The organism is Massilia alkalitolerans DSM 17462 (assembly GCF_000427785.1).
Taxonomy (GTDB): Bacteria; Pseudomonadota; Gammaproteobacteria; order Burkholderiales; family Burkholderiaceae_D; genus Telluria; species Telluria alkalitolerans.
Window position 1 is genome coordinate 29,214 of record NZ_ATYR01000008.1, and the last position, 14,494, is coordinate 43,707.

The 14,494-nt window shown below is 66.1% G+C and carries 15 protein-coding genes; 4 read left to right on the forward strand and 11 right to left on the reverse strand.

Annotation, left to right across the window (positions count from 1 at the left end; genetic code table 11):
- Positions 1-24: 24 nt before the first annotated feature.
- Complete coding sequence (locus tag YWC_RS0110245) at positions 25-333, reverse strand: RnfH family protein (RefSeq protein WP_027865276.1); 309 nt, start codon at positions 331-333, stop codon at positions 25-27.
- Positions 326-757 (reverse strand): type II toxin-antitoxin system RatA family toxin, encoded by a 432-nt coding sequence (locus YWC_RS0110250; protein ID WP_027865277.1) that lies wholly within the window; start codon positions 755-757, stop codon positions 326-328. The genes YWC_RS0110245 and YWC_RS0110250 overlap by 8 nt, the downstream gene beginning before the upstream one ends.
- 107 nt (positions 758-864) lie before the next feature.
- Here YWC_RS0110250 and smpB point away from each other — a divergent pair, with 107 nt between their 5' ends.
- Positions 865-1,314 (forward strand): SsrA-binding protein SmpB, encoded by a 450-nt coding sequence (gene smpB, locus YWC_RS0110255; RefSeq protein WP_027865278.1) that lies wholly within the window; start codon positions 865-867, stop codon positions 1,312-1,314.
- A 25-nt stretch (positions 1,315-1,339) separates the two neighbouring features.
- Here the strand turns inward: smpB and YWC_RS0110260 are convergent, their stop codons facing one another.
- Complete coding sequence (locus YWC_RS0110260; RefSeq protein WP_027865279.1) at positions 1,340-2,521, reverse strand: multidrug effflux MFS transporter; 1,182 nt, start codon at positions 2,519-2,521, stop codon at positions 1,340-1,342.
- 122 nt (positions 2,522-2,643) lie between these two features.
- Positions 2,644-3,312 (reverse strand): signal peptidase I, encoded by a 669-nt coding sequence (gene lepB, locus YWC_RS0110265; RefSeq protein WP_027865280.1) that lies wholly within the window; start codon positions 3,310-3,312, stop codon positions 2,644-2,646.
- 161 nt (positions 3,313-3,473) lie between these two features.
- Between lepB and ppk1 the strand changes: the two genes are divergently transcribed.
- A complete protein-coding gene (gene ppk1 / locus YWC_RS29025) occupies positions 3,474-5,630 on the forward strand; it encodes a polyphosphate kinase 1 (protein ID WP_036214010.1) in 2,157 nt (718 codons plus the stop codon).
- Positions 5,596-6,072 (forward strand): SixA phosphatase family protein, encoded by a 477-nt coding sequence (locus tag YWC_RS0110275; protein ID WP_027865426.1) that lies wholly within the window; start codon positions 5,596-5,598, stop codon positions 6,070-6,072. The genes ppk1 and YWC_RS0110275 overlap by 35 nt, the downstream gene beginning before the upstream one ends.
- An 11-nt stretch (positions 6,073-6,083) precedes the next feature.
- On the opposite strand, the gene YWC_RS0110280 is transcribed toward YWC_RS0110275, so the two are convergent.
- From YWC_RS0110280 to YWC_RS0110290, 3 genes are all read right to left on the reverse strand, one after another.
- Entirely contained in the window at positions 6,084-7,532 is a 1,449-nt protein-coding gene (locus tag YWC_RS0110280; protein WP_027865281.1) for a Ppx/GppA phosphatase family protein, read from the reverse strand.
- Positions 7,533-7,593: 61 nt separating this feature from the next.
- Positions 7,594-7,776, reverse strand: a complete 183-nt coding sequence (locus tag YWC_RS0110285; protein ID WP_027865282.1) for a hypothetical protein — start codon at positions 7,774-7,776, stop codon at positions 7,594-7,596.
- Positions 7,773-8,933 (reverse strand): PepSY-associated TM helix domain-containing protein, encoded by a 1,161-nt coding sequence (locus tag YWC_RS0110290; protein ID WP_027865283.1) that lies wholly within the window; start codon positions 8,931-8,933, stop codon positions 7,773-7,775. Before YWC_RS0110290 ends, YWC_RS0110285 begins: the two co-directional genes overlap by 4 nt.
- A 124-nt stretch (positions 8,934-9,057) precedes the next feature.
- Between YWC_RS0110290 and YWC_RS0110295 the strand changes: the two genes are divergently transcribed.
- Positions 9,058-11,214: a TonB-dependent receptor gene (locus YWC_RS0110295; protein WP_027865284.1), complete on the forward strand. Its 2,157-nt coding sequence runs from the start codon at positions 9,058-9,060 to the stop codon at positions 11,212-11,214.
- A gap of 18 nt (positions 11,215-11,232) precedes the next feature.
- On the opposite strand, the gene YWC_RS0110300 is transcribed toward YWC_RS0110295, so the two are convergent.
- From YWC_RS0110300 to YWC_RS0110315, 4 genes are all read right to left on the reverse strand, one after another.
- Complete coding sequence (locus YWC_RS0110300) at positions 11,233-12,075, reverse strand: hypothetical protein (RefSeq protein ID WP_156923598.1); 843 nt, start codon at positions 12,073-12,075, stop codon at positions 11,233-11,235.
- A 139-nt stretch (positions 12,076-12,214) separates the two neighbouring features.
- Entirely contained in the window at positions 12,215-13,024 is an 810-nt protein-coding gene (locus tag YWC_RS0110305; RefSeq protein ID WP_027865286.1) for an SDR family oxidoreductase, read from the reverse strand.
- Positions 13,021-13,956, reverse strand: a complete 936-nt coding sequence (locus YWC_RS0110310) for an SPFH domain-containing protein (RefSeq protein WP_027865287.1) — start codon at positions 13,954-13,956, stop codon at positions 13,021-13,023. The genes YWC_RS0110305 and YWC_RS0110310 overlap by 4 nt, the downstream gene beginning before the upstream one ends.
- Before the next feature lie 39 nt (positions 13,957-13,995).
- The gene (locus YWC_RS0110315; RefSeq protein ID WP_027865288.1) at positions 13,996-14,418 is read right to left on the reverse strand and encodes an NfeD family protein; all 423 of its coding nucleotides are present in this window, start codon (positions 14,416-14,418) and stop codon (positions 13,996-13,998) included.
- Positions 14,419-14,494: the final 76 nt, after the last annotated feature.

Genomic DNA, 14,494 nt, shown 5'->3' on the forward strand with positions numbered 1-14,494 from the left:
AGGCGGGCCCTGCAGCTCCCTGCCTCAGGCGGCCGGCGGTGCGGCGTCCCCCAGTTTTTTGGCCGCGCGCTTGCGCCGCGAATCCTTGGGATCGGCCACCAGCGGCCGGTAGATCTCGATACGGTCGCGCTCGCGCAGCACGGTGTCGAGCGTCTTCTTCTTGGCGTAGATGCCCACCGGCTGAGTCGTCAGGTTAATCTCCGGATACGCTTCCAGCACACCGCTCATCTCGATGGCCTGGCCGATCGTGGTGCCGGGCGCGACCTTCAAGGGGCGCAGGAACTCCTCGCGCGCGCTTGCGTAGCAGACGACAACCTGTACACCCTCATCCATAGACGGCCTCGGCGCGCTTGCTGAAGGAATCGACCATGGTATTGGCGATCATGCCGAACACCGGGCCGATGATCTGTTCCAGGATGATGCTCGAGAACTCGTAATGCATGTCGAGCTCGACCTTGCAGGCATCGGCGCGCAGCGGCTTGAAGGTCCACGTGCCTTCCAGCACCTTGAACGGGCCGTCGACCAGGTGCATCTTGATCTGGGTCGGCCGGCTGTTGTGGTTCGAGGTGGTAAAGCTTTGCTTGACGCCGTGGAAATTGATTTGGAGGCTGGCCACCAGCTTGTCCTCGGTCTGCTCGATGATCTTCACGCCCCCGCACCAGGGGAGGAATTTCGGATAGTCTTCGACCTTGGCCACCAGGTCGAACATTTGCTCGGTGCTGTAGCCGAGAAAAACTGATTTGTGCACTACTGCCATTGGTCAACCGTTTGTTATGATGTTGGACGAGTTGCATTTTGCGCCATGCAATCTTTGCATTGGCGCCACAGCAGTAGTTTAACCGAGACGCGGATTTTCGCTATTTCATGAGTATTGTTGACAATAAAAAAGCTTTTTTCGACTACTTCATCGAGGACCGGTACGAAGCCGGCATCGTGCTGGAGGGGTGGGAAATCAAGGCCATCCGCGAGGGCAAGGTCCAGATCAAGGAGGCCTATGTCGTCGTGCGGGGCGACGAATTGTTCCTGTTCGGCGCCCATATCAGCGCGCTGACTTCCGCCTCCGCCTTCAGCCATCCCGAGGCGCTGCGCACCCGCAAGCTGCTGCTGCACCGCGCCGAGCTGGACAAGCTGGTCGGCAAGGTCGAGCGTGCCGGCTATACCCTGGTGCCGCTGAACCTGCACTTCAAGGGCGGACGCGTGAAGTGCGAGATCGGCCTGGCCAAGGGCAAGAAACAGCACGACAAGCGCGCCACCGAGAAGGACCGCGACGCCAAGCGCGAAGTCGCCGCGGCGATGAAGACGCACAAACGCTGATCGCGGGCGCTGCGGCGCCCGCTTCTTACGCGGCCGGCGCCGCGAAGCGCCGGCTCAGGCGCCACATCAGGAAGCTCAGCAGCACGCCCACGGCCGCGCCGCAGGCCAGCTTGAACGCGCTGCCGAACAGCAGCGGCGCCACCAGCCCGGACACCAGCGCGAAGGACATCATCTGGATGAAGCCGACCATCGAGGCCGCCAGGCCGCGGTTGTGCGGGAACAGTCCCATGGCGGTCAGCTGGATGCCGGGCATGGCCACGGCCAGGCCGAAGGTGAACACGGCCAGCGGCAGCACCGCCCAGGGCACGCTGGCCGGGAACAGCGCGTTGTAGCCGACGTTCAGGCTTGATGCCACCGCCATCACCGCATAGCCGGTCCACAGCAGGCGTCCGGGCGGCGCCTTGTGGGCGCGCTTGCCGCCCCAGGCCGAGCCCAGCACCATGCCGCCGATCAGCGGAATGAACATCCAGCCGAAGGCCGTCTCCGGCAGGCCCAGGATCTCCATCACGAAGTTGGCGGCCGAACCGATGTACAGTGACAGGCCGCCGAACACCAGGCCGAGCGCCAGCGACAGCATCACGAACTGCGGGTTGCGCAGCACCATCAAATAGTTGCGCGAGATCGTCGCCGGATGGAAGGCCTGGCGCTTCTCCCGCGGCAGGCTTTCCGGGAGCATGCGCAGCACCAGCAGGATCATCGCGGCGCCGAACAGCGCCAGGAAGATGAAGCTCGAGCGCCAGCCGAAGCTGACGTGCAGCCAGCCGCCCAGCACCGGGGCGATGGCCGGCGCCAGGCCGAACACCATCATGATGTGCGACATCATCTTCTGCGCCTGCGCGCCTTCGAAACGGTCCTGCACGATGGCCTGGCCGATCACCGAGCCGGCGCCGGCCGACAGGCCCTGCAGCGCCCGGAAGGCCAGCAGCCAGCCGAAGGTCGGGGCAAAGGCCGCGCCGACCGAGGCCAGCGTGTACACCGCCAGCGCACCCAGGATCACCGGACGGCGTCCGAAGGAATCCGACAGCGTCCCGTAGAACAGCATCATCAGTGCGAAGGTGAACAGGAACACGCTCAGGGTCTGCTGCACCGCCACCGGCCCGACGCCGAAATCGACCCCGATGGCCGGCATCGAAGGCAGATAGGTGTCGATCGCGAGGGCCCCCGTCATGCCGAGGCAGGCGAGGATGGTGGTGAGGAGTCGTTGCATGGGAGTGCCTTGTGAATAACCGGCACTGCGAGGGCGAGCGTCCGGAGGGGACGCAATTGTACTGGGTTTCAATAAAACAATTTGGCGCCCCTCGAAAAGCTGAGGGTCCATGCCAGGCTGAATCAGCGCAGCGACTGGCCGAAGCGCTCGGTGCGCGGCATCCAGTTGCCCTGGTAGTCGGCCGAGACCAGGATGCGCTCGGCGCGCCCGATCAGCAGGTGGCGCGGCACGAAGCCGATGTAGCGCGAGTCGGCGCTGTTGTCGCGGTTATCGCCCAGCATCAGGTAGGCGTCCTGCGGCACGGTGACCGGCCCGAAATCGCGCATCACCATGCGCTGCGGCAGCACCTGGATGCGGTGGCGGCGGCCGTCCACCACTTCCTCCATGCGCAGCGCATCCATGACGCGGCCCTCGTCGGTCGTTTCCTGCACCACTTCCTCGAGCGCGTACTGCGACTGGACGCCGTTGATGACCAGGCGCTCGTTGCGCATCTCGACGCGGTCGCCCGGCAGCGCCAGGACGCGCTTGATCAAGCGGGTGCCGTCCATCGGCGAGGAGAAGGTGACGACGTCGCCGCGTTGCGGCTCGCCGGTGCGCGCGATCACGACGTCGGTCAGCGGCAGCTTGACGTTATAGGCCAGCCGGTTCACGAACACCACGTCCCCCTCCAGCAGGTTGGGCCGCATCGAACCGGAAGGGATCGGGTTCCAGTCGGCCACCGCCGTGCGGAACACGCCGAACAAAAGCATGAACAACAGGAAACCCTTGTTGGCGCGCACGAACGCTTTCATCTCGCAATGCTCCTCTTGTTATGATTAACGATGAGAAGCTTTATACGCGGCCAGGCTTTAAGCATGCTTAAACGTCAAGTGCGGCCCGCCGAGTTCCACATGTAACAACATTGTCATATTCGCCAACTACACTGCCTGCGCCGAGACTACGACGCAGACCCATGGATATGAAACACAAGGCCCAGGAAGCCGAGGCCAGGAGCATTCCCGAAGGCGGCGCCTTCCTGAACCGCGAGCTGTCGCTGCTCGAGTTCAACCGTCGGGTATTGGCCCAGGCCGAGGATCCCACCATTCCGCTGCTCGAGCGGCTGCGCTTCCTGACCATCGTGTCGGGCAACCTCGACGAATTCTTCGAGGTGCGCGTGGCCAGCCTGCTGGCCCAGCACCAGATGGAGGCCGGCCACAACGGCATCCCGCACGCGCTGGCCAGCAGCCTGGAGCGCGCCAGCCTCGAATGCCGTACGCTCATCGAGCGCCAGTACAAGCTGTTCAACAACGAGATCCTGCCGCTTTTGTCCGAGAACGGCATCCACATGCTGCGGCGGGGCGAGCGCAACGCCGCCCAGCGCGCCTGGGTCAAGCAATTCTTCGACCGCGAGGTGCGCCCGCTGCTGACCCCGATCGGGCTGGATCCGGCCCACCCCTTTCCGCGCGTCGTCAATAAAAGCCTGAACTTCATCGTCGAACTGGCGGGCAAGGACGCGTTCGGACGCGGCACCGGCATCGCCATCATGAAGGCGCCGCGCGTGCTGCCGCGGGTGATCCGCCTGCCCGCCGAACTGTCCGACAAGAAGGGCGAGTCCTACTGCCTGCTGTCCTCGGTGATCCAAGCCCACCTGGCCGACCTGTTCACCGGCCGCGAGGTGCTCTCGTATTCGCAGTTCCGCGTGACCCGCAACAGCGACCTGTGGGTCGACGAGGACGAGGTCAAGAACCTGCGCCAGGCCCTGCAGAGCGAACTGCACAGCCGCAACTACGGCTTCGCGGTGCGCCTGGAAGTGGGCCGCGCCTGCCCGCCGCACCTGTCGAACTTCCTGCTGGACCAGTTCGGGATCGACCCGTCGCGCCTGTTCGCGGTGGACGGCCCGGTGAACCTCGGGCGCATGCTGGAGATCGCCAACACCCACGACAAGTCGGAGCTGAAGTTCCCCCCCTTCACGCCGGGCTTCCCGGCCAAGCTGGTGGAGCCCGATATCTTCGCCGTGCTGCGCAAGGGCGACGTGCTGCTGCACCATCCTTTCGAATCCTTCCAGCCGGTGATCGACTTCATCCAGTCGGCCGCGAACGACCCCTGCGTGGCCGCGATCAAGCAGACCATCTACCGCGCCGGCATGAACTCCGACCTGATGGAAGCCCTCATCGCCGCCGCCCGGCGCGGCAAGGAAGTCACCGTCATCGTCGAACTGATGGCGCGCTTCGACGAGGAAGCCAACATCAACTGGGCCGAGCGCCTGGAGCAGGCCGGCGCCCAGGTGGTCTACGGCGTGGTCGGACTGAAAACCCACGCGAAACTGGCGCTGGTGCTGCGCCGCGAAGACAATGGCCTGCGCCGCTACGCCCACCTGGGCACCGGCAACTACAACTCGACCACCGCCAAGTTCTACACCGACTTCGGCCTGCTCACCTGCGATGACGAGATCACCGCCGACGTCAACGAGGTCTTCATCCACCTCACCAGCCTGACGCGCCCGAAGCAGCTCACCAGCCTGTGGCTGGCGCCCTTCTCGCTGCAGAAGGAAATCGTGCGCGCCATCCGCGACGAGGCCGCGATCGCACGCGCCGGCAAGCCGGCACGCATCATCGCCAAGATGAATTCCCTCACCGACGAATCGGTCATCCGGGCCTTGTACGAGGCATCGCAGGCCGGCGTGCGCATCGACCTGATCGTGCGCGGCGCCTGCTCGCTGCGGCCGGGCGTGAAGGGCCTGAGCGAGAGCATCCGGGTGCGCTCGATCGTCGGCCGCTTCCTGGAACACACGCGCATTTTCTACTTCCGCAACAACCTCAAGCACGACATCTACCTGTCGAGCGCGGACTGGATGAACCGCAACCTGTTCCGGCGCGTGGAAGTGGCCTTCCCGATCCGTTCGCCCGCGCTCAAGCGCCGCGTGCTGCGCGAAGGCCTGCATCCCTACCTGAAGGACAACGTCAACGCCTGGGAGCTGGGCAGCGACGGGCGTTACCGACGCAAGAAGGCACGTGGCGGCCAGAAGGCGCTCAGCGCACAGCAAGACCTGATGGAGACGCTCGGTGCGGGCCTTCATTCCAACAAGGAGAACGAGCATGGACCTGATCCTGTGGCGCCACGCCGAGGCTGAAGCGCACGTCGCCGAGGGCGATGTCGAGGGCGACTTGCGGCGCGCGCTGACGCCGAAGGGCAAGCGCCACGCCGCACGCGTCGGCGCCTGGCTGCACCGCCAGCTGCCGGAGGACGTGCGGGTGCTGAGCAGCCCGGCCAGGCGCTGCGTGCAGACGGTGGAAGCGCTGGGACGCAACTACAAGCTGGTGGATGCCCTCGCGCCGGATTCGGGCGCGGAAGCGATCATCGAGGCGGCCGGCTGGCCGGAGCACCGCCAGCCGGTGCTGATCGTCGGCCACCAGCCGCTGCTGGGACAGGTGGCATCCATGGTGCTGTGCGGCGGGAAGCAGGACTGGCGCATCCGCAAGGCGGGCGTGTTCTGGATCACCCACAAGAACAGCGAGGGCGTGCCTTATGTGAAGCTGGTGGTGGGGCCGGATTTCATTGGCCAACTACGCTAGCACGGTTACGATCAAATTACCTTGAGGCTGAACGGCATCCCGACCTCGTTCCACGCTCCCTCTTCCTTCTGCAGCCACGGCCCCAGCGTCGGATGCTTCTCCAGCAGCCCGGCCGGCAGTTCCAGCTCGATGCGCTGCCGCATGCGCATGGTCAGTCCGGCCAGGTCCTCGTCCGCGCGCGCATGCATGAACACCACCGCCATACGCAGCGCCAGCACCGCCTTGGCCACGTCGGCCTCGCCCAGGGCCTCGCGGATCTTGCGCAGGTTGCCCTTCTGCCCCAGGATCAGACTGGCCATCAGGCGCTGCTCGCGCGTGGTGAAGCCCGGCAGGTCGGCGTGCTCGACGATGTAGGCGCCATGCTTGTGCGCCCCCGTCATCGAGATCTGCAGGCCAACTTCGTGCAGCATGGCGCTCCAGCACAGGTAGTGCTGCGCGTCCGCGGGGTTCAGCTTTTCGTACAGGTGCGAAGCGATCTTCGCCGTGCGCAGCGCGCGCTGGCTGTCCACGCCGAAGCGGCGCATGCAGGCGCGGATGGCGGCGTCGCGGCGGTCGCGCCGGTTGGCGCGCAGCTCCAGGTCGGACAGCACGCCCAGGCGCAGGCCGGCGTTGATCGCAGTAAGCTGCTGCACGCCGAGTTCCTGCATCACCCCGATCAGGACCGTGAGGCCGCCCACCATCACGGGCACCCTCTCCTTCTTGACGCCTGGCATAGCGAAGGCGTCGACGTGGCCCAGCCCCAGCAGGATGTCGCGCAGCGCGTGCAGGCTGGCCTGCGACATGCGGCCGTCGCCGATGCCGTTCCTGCTGATGACCTCGTTGATGGCGCGCATGGTGCCGGACGAGCCATAGGCCGCGTCCCAGCCCTGCGCCTTGTACAGGTCGGCGGCATCCTCGAAGCGGGCGCGCGCCTCGGTGACGGCGGCATCGAAAGCCTGCGGCGTGATGCGGCCGTCCGCGAAGAAGGCGGCGGTCTGCGGGTGGGTGCCGATGCCGAAGGATTCCACCAGGTTGATCTCGGGGCCGATGGCGGCGATGACTTCGGTCGAGCCGCCGCCGATGTCGATCACCAGCCGGCGCTCATCTGGCTTGTCGATGGCGCGCGCCACGCCCATGTAGATCAGGCGCCCTTCTTCCTCGCCCGAAATCACTTCGATCGGATAGCCGATGGCCGCTTCCAGCTGGGGCAGCAGTTGCTCGGCGTTGCGCGCCACGCGCAGGGTGTTGGTGGCGACCACGCGCACCGCGTCCAGGGTGTATTCGTCCAGGATGGCGCGGAAGTCCTGCAGGGTCTTTACCGCGCTGCGCATGGCGGGTTCAAGGAGCATGTTGTCGCGGTCCAGGCCCGCGGCCAGGCGGATCGGGTCGCGCGCGGTGCGCACGATGTGCATGCGCCCGCCCGCGGGCTCGCCGATGTGGAGCCGGAAGCTGTTGGACCCCAGGTCCACTGCTGCAAACATAGGCGCTCTCTCGCTGTAGGTGTTGCCGAAGTATACAGCGTCGGGAGCGCGTGTGGCAGCCCTAGCGTCGCGCAGGCGTGCGGCGCAGGCCGTACCACAGCGCCGCCGCGACCGGCGCGCCCAGCGTGACGGCGGAGACCAGGTCCCAGACGCCGTCGCCCAGCAGGGCCGCGACCAGCCCGATGATGGTGAGAACGGCCAGCAACAGCGGCATGGCCCAGATCTGGCTGCGGCTGCGGATCATGGCGCCTCCGTGGAACGGGCCAGGGCCGGCTCGGCGAGGGCTGCCCTGCCCTGCTTCGCGGTCTTGCTCTTGCGGCTGCGCTTGAGCCACAGGTAGAGCCCACTGCCCAGGATGATGATGGTCGCGATGTCGAGCAAGGCCCACAGCAGCTTCATGGCCTGGCCGCCGTAGTCGCCGAAATGCAGCGGCTGCGACAGCAGCAGCGCCGTCAGGTACCAGGGCAGCTCGCGGCGGTCGGTGATCTCGCCGGTGGCGGCGTCGATCAGCACCGGCTTGTACAGGCGCGAGCTGAAGGCCTCTTCGCCACGCATGAAGATGCCGTAGTGGTGCGGGCTGCTGAAGGGCGTGCCCGGGAAGGCCACGAACGCGACCTTCATGCCCGGCTCGGCGGTTTCCGCGCGCACGATGGCCTCGTGGATCGAGGACATGTTGGTGACCTGCGGCTGGCCCTCGTAGGGCTTGAGCATCACGGCCAGTTCGTTGTTCTGCCAGTACTTGAGCAGCAGGTCGGCCCAGGTGTTGACCATGCCGGTGGCGCCCACCACGAAGACCCAGACCATGGTGACGATCCCGAGCAGGTTGTGCAGGTCGAGCCAGCGGATCACGCGGCTGCGCTCGCGGCGCACCTCGCCGAAATCGAGCTTGCGCATGAAGGGCGCGTACAGCACCACGCCGCTGACGACGGCGACGATCAGCAAAAAGCCCATGAAACCCAGGAACAGCTGGCCGTACAGGCCGGCAAACAGGTCGACGTGCAGGCGCAGCATGGTCGACATGAAGGCGCCGCCTTCGAACGCCGGTTCGGTGATGACCTTGGTGGTGCGGGCGTCAACCGCGATCGGCTTGTAGTGCTCGTCGTTCGGATGGTCGCCCAGGGTGACGTTCCAGATCGCCGGTTCATCGATTTCCTGCGACATGTACATCGCAATCTTGTTGGGGTAGAGCTCCTTGGCCGAGGCCAGCACGGCGTCAATGTTGCCGCGCGGAGTGTCGGCGGGCATGGCCGGCGCTTCGACGTCGGTGCCGAGCAGGTGGCCGATCTCGTGGTGGTAGATCAGCGGCAGGCCCGTCAGGCAGAGCAGCAGCATGAAGACGGTACAAACCAGGCTGCTCCATTTATGGATCCAGCTCCAGAGGCGCAGCTTATTTGGCGACATAGGTGGGTGACATCGGACGTCGGAATCGACAAGTTCGGCAAATAATAATCGTTCTCATTTACACGCGCAAGCCAAAACGGATAGAATGACAATCATTCTCATTAAGAAAAACCGAGCCCCACCGATGAAACTGTTCCGCCTCACTCCGATCGCCCTCGCCGCCGCGGCCTTTGCCGCACACGCCCAAGACACCACGTCCGAACCTGTCGCCACCGTCGTCGTCACCGCCTCGGCCGACGCATCCAGCCAGGGCTTGCCCTCCGCCTACGCCGGTGGCCAGGTTGCGCGCGGGGGCCGCCTCGGCCTGCTGGGCAACGTCGACATCATGGACACGCCCTTCAATTCCATGAACTACACCCAGGCGCTGATCCAGGACCAGCAGGCCCGCAGCGTGGCCGACGTGGTGCAGAACGATCCCTCGGTGCGGGTGGCGCGCGGCTTCGGCAACTACCAGGAGCTGTACGTGATCCGCGGCTTCGCCGTCAACTCGGACGACCTGGCCTACAACGGCCTGTACGGCCTGCTGCCGCGCCAGTTCGTGGCCTCGGAGCTGCTCGAGCGCGTCGAAGTGCTGCGCGGCGCGAACAGCTTCGTGAACGGCGCGGCGCCGGGCGGCGGCGGCATCGGCGGCGCCATCAACCTGCTGCCCAAGCGCGCGCCGAACGCGCCCCTGAACCAGGTGACCGTGGGCGTCGAGACCGGCGGCCAGGCCTATGTGGCGACCGACTTCGCCAACCGCTTCGGCCAAGACGGCCGCCTGGGCGTGCGGGTCAACGCGGTGCGCCGCGAGGGCGACACCGCGGTCGACCGCGAGAACCGCGAACTGAGCCTGTATTCGGTCGGCGTGGACTACCGCGGACGCGGCTACCGCCTGTCGGCCGACGTCGGCCACCAGGACCACCAGCTGCGCGGCGCACGCCCGAGCGTGACGATGGCCGCCGGCGTGCCGATCATCGCGGCACCAAGCAGCGACAGCAACTACGCCCAGCCCTGGACCTACTCCGGCGAGCGCGACACCTTCGGCACCCTGCGCGGTGAAGTGGATCTGCCGGGCGGCGCGGTGGCCTGGGCGGCGCTCGGCATGCGCAGCGGCATTGAGTCCAACATCATCTCCTCGCCGACGGTCACCAACGTCAACGGCAATGCCACCATGACCCGCTTCGACAACACCCGCGAAGACAAGGTGCGTACCGGCGAAGTCGGCGTGCGCACCGAGCTCAAGACCGGTGCGGTCTCGCACAAGCTGAGCGCCTCGCTGTCGGGCTTCCATTCGGAGTCGAAGAACGCCTACGGGATGAGCGACTTCGCGGGCTTCGCCTCGAACATCTATCGTCCGATCGACGCGCAAGCGCCGTCGAGCGGTTTCTTCACCGGCGGGAACATGAACAACCCGCTCCTGACCAGCAAGGCGATCCTGTCGAGCTTTGCCGTGGCCGATACCCTTGGCTTCATGGACGAGCGCCTGCTCGTGACCGTGGGCGCGCGCCACCAGACCATCAAGTCCTTCGGCTACGACTACAACACCGGCGCACCGAACGCGCGCTACGACGAAAGCGAAGTGACGCCGGTGGCGGGCATCGTCTACAAGCCCATGAAAGGTGTGTCGGTCTACGCCAACTACAGCGAGGCGCTGCAGCAGGGCCCGGTGGCGGCGGGCACCGACATCGTCAACCAGGGCGAGGTGTTCGCGCCCTTCGTTTCGCGCCAGAAGGAAATCGGCGTGAAGTATGACAGCGGCAAATTCGGAATGACCGCAGCCGTGTTCAGCACTGCGCAGCCGAGCGCCTACGTCCAGGACCGCCGCTTCGGCGTGTTCGGCGAGCAGCGCAACCGCGGCCTGGAGCTGAGCGTATTCGGCACCCCGGCACGCGGCCTGCGCCTGCTGGGCGGCCTGACCCTGCTGGAAGCCGAGCAGCGCCAGACCGCCGGCGGCGTCAACGAGGGCAAGGATGCGATCGGCGTGCCGGACACCCAGCTGAACCTCGGCGCCGAATGGGAAGTGCCGGGCGTGCAGGGCCTGTCGCTCAATGCGCGCGCCCTGTATACCGCGACCCAGTACGCGGATGCGGCCAACACCCAGAAGCTGCCATCGTGGTCGCGCCTGGACATCGGGGCGAACTATCTGGTGCGCTTCATGGACCGCGACGTGACCCTGCGTGCGCGCATCGACAACGTCACGGACAAGAACTACTGGGCGTCGGCGGGCGGCTATCCGGGCTTCGGCTACCTGGTGCAGGGCGCGCCGCGCAGCGTGGTGGTGTCGGCGACGGTCGATTTCTGAACGCCGCCGAACGGCCCGTCAGAAGCGGACCTTGAGGTAGGCGGAAGGTCCGGTCAGCTTCAGGTCGAGGTCGGCGCTGCGTTCGCCGTTGCGGTGCAGGTCGATCTTCTGGATGCCGTAGTCGAGCACCAGGCCGACGTTCTTCGCCGCCATCCATTCGATGCCCGCGGCGGCGTTGACCACATGACCCTCGACGCTGCCGCCGTTGCGCTTGACCCCGCCCGCCTCGGCATACAGGCGCACCCTGTCGTTCAGCGCGTGGCGCCATGCCAGCTCGATGGTCGGCGCCCATACGCTGTCGCTGGCGGAACCGGACCCGCTCCAGCTGTAGGTCTCGACAGGCGCTTCGGCGCGCAGGTCGGCCTCGGCCGTGGCCGAGATCCTGGCGCGCAGGTGGGCCGCGCCCAGGCCGACCCCGAAGGCGTTCTTGCCCGAACCGAACCAGTATTTGTAGGCCAGGCGCGCCATCTCGATGCGCAGATTGGCATCCGCGCGGATGCTGCCGCTGACCGGGCGGCCTTCGTAGACCGTGGCGCCGCTCGGCGCGGCGGCGTAGTCCTCGTCGAAGCGCCAGTAATCGAAGGACGCGCCATGGCGCTCGCCGAACAGCAGTTCGGCTTTCACGCGCGGCAGGGTGCCGTCGCCGAGCTTCTCGTCGGGCGTGTCGACGCGGCCGTAGCGGGTGTCGCCGCCCAGGTGGATCTTCGGTTCGGCATGGAAGGCGCCGACCGACAGGCTCATGCGGTCGAGCGCCGGCGACTGCTGCGCCTGGGCCATGCCGGCGGCGGCCGCGCCGAGCAGGATGGCGCCTTTTAAGAATTTTACGGATACGACGGACGTGCGTGATGCAGGGCGGGACATGAATACTCCGATCATCAAGTGTGTTGTTCAGAAATGTCCGCCAGACTATGTCTAGCGCGACAACACCCTGATTATCGCAGTTATCAAAATATTATCCCGCACGATTGGCGAATCTTGATTCTATAAATACGCGACGCCTTTAGTGCGGCCGCACGTCCTGCTTCAAGGCCGCCAGCGCCATCTTCTCCACCAGTCCCGGCGCCAGCAGCTTGAGGAAGCGCCCGATCTTCCCCTTGGCCGTCATCACGACCTCGCGCCGGCGCGCTTCCATCCCCGCGATGATCAGGCGCGCACACTCCTCCACGCTCATGGCCCGCTCTTCCTTCAAGGCGCTGGAACCCATCGCTTCGCCCTGCGCATTGAAGCCGCGGTAGCGGATCCTGGTCGCCACCACGCCTGGATAGGCGGTGGTCACGGACACGCCATGGCCCTTCATTTCGGCGCGCAGCGCTTCAAAAAAGCCGGTCATGGCGAACTTGGTGGCGCTGTAGGCGGTGCGCCCCGGCACCCCGACCAGGCCGGCCAGCGAGGACACCGCGACGATGCGGCCTTGCGAGGCCTTCAGTGCCGGCAGCGCGGCCTGGGTGCACCAGACCGCGCCCCACAGGTTCACGCGCATCAGCTCCTCGTACCAGGACAGGTCCTCGACTTCCTCGAACAGCGCATGCGCCGAGCGGCCGGCGTTGTTGACCAGGACGTCGATGCGCCCGAAATGCTCGATGGCGCTGACCACCAGGCGCCGGCACTGGATCTGCACGCCGACGTCGGTCGGCACCACCAGGGTCTGCGCGCCCAGCGCGGCGCATTCGCCCGCCACCGTGTCGAGTTGGGCCGCGTTACGCGCCGCCAGCACCAGCGCCACGCCGGCGCCCTCCTTTGCCGCCAGCTGGCGCGCGATCTCGGCGCCGATGCCATCCGAGGCGCCGGTGATCACCACCACTCGCTTCATCGGAGGATGTCCGGCTGCTGCGACTTCACGATCTGCAGCGCGCTGGCGATCACGCTGCTCATGTCGCCCATGTTGGCCGGCACGATCAGCGAATTGTTGGTCTTGGCCAGCTTGCCGAAAGCGTCGACGTAGTGCTCGGCCACGCGCAGGTTGACCGCGTCCATGCCGCCCGGTTCGCGGATCGCGGCGCCCACCTGGCGCAGCGCCGCGGCGCTCGCATCGGCCAGCGCGACGATGGCGCTGGCTTCGCCCTGGGCGCGGTTGATCGCGGCCTGGCGTTCGCCTTCGGAGCGGGCAATCGCCGCTTCGCGCTCGCCTGACGCAATGTTGATCTGTTCCTGGCGCCGGCCTTCGGAGGCCGCGATCAGGGCGCGCTTCTCGCGCTCGGCGGTGATCTGGCGCTGCATCGCGTGCAGGATCTCGGCCGGCGGGGTCAGGTCCTTGATCTCGTAGCGCAGCACCTTGACGCCCCAGTTGGCGGCCGACTCGTCGATCGCGTTGACGATGGTGGTGTTGATGTGGTCGCGCTCCTCGAAGGTTTTATCCAGCTCCATCTTGCCGATCACCGAACGCAGCGTGGTCTGGGCCAGCTGGGTGATGGCCTGGATGTAGTTCGAGGAGCCGTACGAGGCGCGCATGGCGTCGGTCACCTGGAAGTACAGGATGCCGTCGACCTGCAGCTGGGTGTTGTCCTTGGTGATGCAGACCTGCGGCGGCACGTCGAGCGGGATTTCCTTCAGGCTGTGCTTGTAGGCGATGCGGTCGATGAAGGGCACCACGATGTTCAGGCCGGGCGCCAGCACGGCGTGGAACTTGCCGAGGCGTTCGACCACCACCGCGTGCTGCTGCGGCACCACGTTGATGGTCTTGAAGATGAATACCAGCGCAATGATGAAGAACACCAGCGCCACAGTGCCGAACGTGAATTCCATGAGCATCCCTTATAAATGAGTATTAATTATTAGTTAGTCTTATGAATTAGCGAGGATCAGGCGGCTACCGCGCACCTCGACGATCCGGTAGTCCCCTGCTTCGGGCTGCGCATCGGGACCGAGTTCGACGTCCCACAGCGCGCCGCGGTACATCACGCGGGCGCGGCCATCCACCCAATGCGCTACGGCGACGCGCTGCCCGATGTCGAGGTTGACGTTGCGGTCGCGTGTCGCCTCGGACTTGGCCGGCTTGCCGAAGCGGCTGCGGTGCAGGAGCGCGGTTGCGGCCAGGCCGACCACTGCGGCCACCAGGGTCTGCATCGGGCCGCTGGCGCCCGCCACGGCGGCCAGCGCGCCGGCGCTCAGGCCGATCGCGATCATCAAGAGATAAAAGGTGCCGGTGAACAGTTCGGCGATCACGAGGATGCCGGCGACCACCAGCCAGCTCATCCAGTCGGACATGGGCGTCTCCTTCAGGGGGTTAGAAAAAGTAAAAAACCCCCGCAACCTGCAACAGGCGGCGAGGGTTTCAGAATGT

Coding starts and splice junctions, on each gene's coding strand:
- YWC_RS0110300 (WP_156923598.1), bottom strand. CDS start 12,075: ATGTCCCGCCCTGCATCACGCACGTCCGTCGTATCCGTAAAATTCTTA.
- YWC_RS0110295 (WP_027865284.1), top strand. CDS start 9,058: ATGAAACTGTTCCGCCTCACTCCGATCGCCCTCGCCGCCGCGGCCTTT.
- lepB (WP_027865280.1), bottom strand. CDS start 3,312: ATGAAAGCGTTCGTGCGCGCCAACAAGGGTTTCCTGTTGTTCATGCTT.
- YWC_RS0110280 (WP_027865281.1), bottom strand. CDS start 7,532: ATGTTTGCAGCAGTGGACCTGGGGTCCAACAGCTTCCGGCTCCACATC.
- YWC_RS0110305 (WP_027865286.1), bottom strand. CDS start 13,024: ATGAAGCGAGTGGTGGTGATCACCGGCGCCTCGGATGGCATCGGCGCC.
- YWC_RS0110260 (WP_027865279.1), bottom strand. CDS start 2,521: ATGCAACGACTCCTCACCACCATCCTCGCCTGCCTCGGCATGACGGGG.
- YWC_RS0110245 (WP_027865276.1), bottom strand. CDS start 333: ATGGATGAGGGTGTACAGGTTGTCGTCTGCTACGCAAGCGCGCGCGAG.
- YWC_RS0110310 (WP_027865287.1), bottom strand. CDS start 13,956: ATGGAATTCACGTTCGGCACTGTGGCGCTGGTGTTCTTCATCATTGCG.
- smpB (WP_027865278.1), top strand. CDS start 865: ATGAGTATTGTTGACAATAAAAAAGCTTTTTTCGACTACTTCATCGAG.
- YWC_RS0110285 (WP_027865282.1), bottom strand. CDS start 7,776: ATGATCCGCAGCCGCAGCCAGATCTGGGCCATGCCGCTGTTGCTGGCC.
- YWC_RS0110275 (WP_027865426.1), top strand. CDS start 5,596: ATGGACCTGATCCTGTGGCGCCACGCCGAGGCTGAAGCGCACGTCGCC.
- YWC_RS0110315 (WP_027865288.1), bottom strand. CDS start 14,418: ATGTCCGACTGGATGAGCTGGCTGGTGGTCGCCGGCATCCTCGTGATC.
- YWC_RS0110290 (WP_027865283.1), bottom strand. CDS start 8,933: ATGTCGCCAAATAAGCTGCGCCTCTGGAGCTGGATCCATAAATGGAGC.
- YWC_RS0110250 (WP_027865277.1), bottom strand. CDS start 757: ATGGCAGTAGTGCACAAATCAGTTTTTCTCGGCTACAGCACCGAGCAA.
- ppk1 (WP_036214010.1), top strand. CDS start 3,474: ATGGATATGAAACACAAGGCCCAGGAAGCCGAGGCCAGGAGCATTCCC.